This is a genomic window from Dokdonella sp. (assembly GCF_039926425.1).
Classification (GTDB): Bacteria; Pseudomonadota; Gammaproteobacteria; order Xanthomonadales; family Rhodanobacteraceae; genus Dokdonella_A.
This window is the reverse complement of the sequence record NZ_JBDSWZ010000203.1, coordinates 1-2,539: the sequence shown is the minus strand read 5'-3', so window position 1 is coordinate 2,539 and position 2,539 is coordinate 1. Positions and strand designations below refer to the sequence as shown.

The following is a 2,539-nucleotide window of genomic DNA, read 5'->3' as shown; positions in this document are numbered from 1 at the left end:
CGCATCCGGGCAGGTTCCATGGTCCGATCTGCGCACCCGCTTCGCGATGCAGGGCTGCGACTACCGCCCCGAAGTGCAACGCTGGGCGCGCTACTACACGCGAGGCACACGCGCCTTCAGCGCGAGCCTGAAAGAGGCGTTGCCATTCCTGATGCTCGTGAGCGACGAAGTCGCGCGTCGCGATCTTCCAGGCGAGTTCGCCCTGCTTCCGTACCTTGAGAGTACCTATCGGCCCCTCCCCGCTCACGGCGATCGCGCGGCAGGCATGTGGCAACTGGTCCCCGACACGGCTCGCGCGGCAGGCTTGTCCGTCAACGCCGATTACGACGGGCGTCTCGATGCGCTCGCCTCCACGGACGCAGCGCTGGATCTCCTCGCGCGCTACTACCGCGAGTTTGCCGACTGGCGATTCGCCGACATGGCGTTCAACAGCGGCGAGTTCCGCGTCCGCAAACTGCTCGGCGAACGCGACGCGCGGACGATCTCCGCCGACGAGTTGGCGAAGATCTCGTTCAACCGCGTGACCCACGAGCATCTCGACCGCCTGCTCGCACTCGCCTGCATCGTCGACGACCCCGGGCAATTCGGTGTGACCCTGCCAGAACCCGTTGAGGACGACCGCCTGCGCGTCGTCACGCTCGCCGCCGGGATGGACCTGCGCGTCGCAGCGCGATTTTCCGCGACGGAACTCGTCGACCTGCGGCGCTTCAACGCCGGCTACCGGCGCAACCGCATGCCGGACGCCGCGCTGCATCGATTGCTGCTGCCGAGCACGCGGGTTGCGCAGTTCCAGTCGGTCTCCGCGTCGGTGCCGCAAGCCATGTGGAGCGACTGGCGAGAAGAGAAATCCGGCCGGACGAGCGGCCTCGAGACATGGGCGTCACACCTGGGCATTCCGGTCGGCATCCTCGCCGCGGCCAACGCGCTGGAAGAAACGGCAACGGTGTTGCCGAATACGCGCCTGCTGCTGCCCGGACGAGAGATTGCGCCACGCAACGAAGCAGATACGACGTCACCGACGAAAGCGCGCGAACATGTGATCGTCGCAGGCGACACGTTGTCCGGTGTTGCTCATCGTTACGCCATTCCGCTGAAGCAGCTGAGAAGGATGAATCCCCGTCTGGGCGCCACGTTGCGCCTGGGCGACAAGGTGCGGCTTGCTGCCGACGCAGGCTGAATCCGCAGCGCTCGGTTAAACTGCGCGGCTTCACCGATCCGAACCGAACCGGGAGTACACATGGGTTTCCTCAACGGCAAGCGTGCATTGATCACCGGCATCTTGAGCCAGCGCTCGATTGCCTGGGGCATTGCAAATGCCATGCACCGCGAAGGCGCGGAACTCGCCTTCACCTACGTCGACGACAAGCTGAAGGATCGCGTCGACGAAGCGGCGACCGCCTTTGGCTCATCGATCGTGCTTCCATGTGACGTCACGCGCGACAGCGATATCGCGGCATTGTTCGAGCAGCTGGCCGACCGCTGGGACGGTTTCGACATTCTCATCCATTCGATCGGCTACGCGCCGCGCGAGGCGCTGCAGGGAGAATTCCTCGACGGTCTCACGCGCGAGAATTTCGCGATGGCGCACGACATTTCGAGCTACAGCCTCGCCGCGCTCGCGAAAGCCGCGCGCCCGCTGATGAAAGGCCGCAACGGGTCGGTGTTGACGCTGACCTATCTCGGCGCTGAGCGCGCGCTCGCCAACTACAACGTGATGGGCCTGGCGAAGGCGAGCCTCGAGGCGAACGTGCGCTATCTCGCGTACAACCTCGGGCCGGAAGGCACGCGCGTCAACGCGATTTCGGCGGGGCCGATCAAGACGCTTGCCGCGTCCGGCATCGCGAACTTCCGCAAGATGCTCGAGCACGTCGAGCAGAACGCGCCGCTGCGGCGCAGCGTGACGATCGACGAAGTCGGCAACGTCGCCGCGTTTCTCTGCTCGAACCTCGCGTCCGGCGTGACGGGTGAAGTCACCTATGTTGACGCTGGCTACAGCACGCTCGGCATGACAGGAATCTGAGACAACGGACCGGAGCGCGAACGCTCCGGTCCGGTTCCATCACAGATCGTTCATCCGGTCTTCCGACAGCTTGATTTTGGTGGCATTGCGCAACGCGAGAACGAACTCGTGCGAAGCGGCACCACCAACTCCCTGGACAAGCGTATTGCGAGCTGCTTCGCGCGTCTTCGCATCGAGCTTGGATGGATCGCCGTCGGTGACCGCATCCAGCTGCACCAGCGCGTACGTGTCTCCACCCAGATCCACCAGCTGCTGGCTCGCCTTGCCAGCAGCCGGCCGCGGCATCGCGAACGCTGCCTTGACCAGCGCGCTGTCCACCGTGGCTCCTTCGCGTCCCAGCCCTTTCTGCTCCTCGACCTTGAGCTTGTTTGTGGTTGCCAGCGCGTCGAGCGTGGTGCCTTTTTCGAGTTCCGCGAAGACCGCATCTGCGCGTGCCTTCGACGCTTTCGAAATGCGCTCGCTGATGATTTTCTCGCGAACCGTGCCGCGCACCTGGTCGAGCGGAATCGGTGTCGTGGG

2 protein-coding genes and 1 pseudogene are annotated in these 2,539 nt (G+C 64.7%); 2 read left to right on the top strand and 1 reads right to left on the bottom strand.

Features of this window, described 5'->3' with window-relative positions; genetic code table 11:
* Both ABIV12_RS11965 and ABIV12_RS11960 read left to right on the top strand, forming a co-directional pair.
* On the top strand, positions 1-1,177 hold a 1,177-nt coding region (locus tag ABIV12_RS11965; protein WP_348059543.1), incomplete at its 5' end, for a transglycosylase SLT domain-containing protein.
* Between the two features lie 60 nt (positions 1,178-1,237).
* Entirely contained in the window at positions 1,238-2,020 is a 783-nt protein-coding gene (locus tag ABIV12_RS11960; RefSeq protein WP_348059541.1) for an SDR family oxidoreductase, read from the top strand.
* 39 nt (positions 2,021-2,059) lie between these two features.
* On the opposite strand, the pseudogene ABIV12_RS11955 reads toward ABIV12_RS11960, so the two are convergent.
* A pseudogene (locus ABIV12_RS11955) lies at positions 2,060-2,539 on the bottom strand (hypothetical protein); the annotation flags it as partial.

What these genes read in the sequence shown, in the direction of transcription:
- ABIV12_RS11960 (WP_348059541.1), top strand. Translation starts at nt 1,238, where the DNA reads ATGGGTTTCCTCAACGGCAAGCGTGCATTGATCACCGGCATCTTGAGC.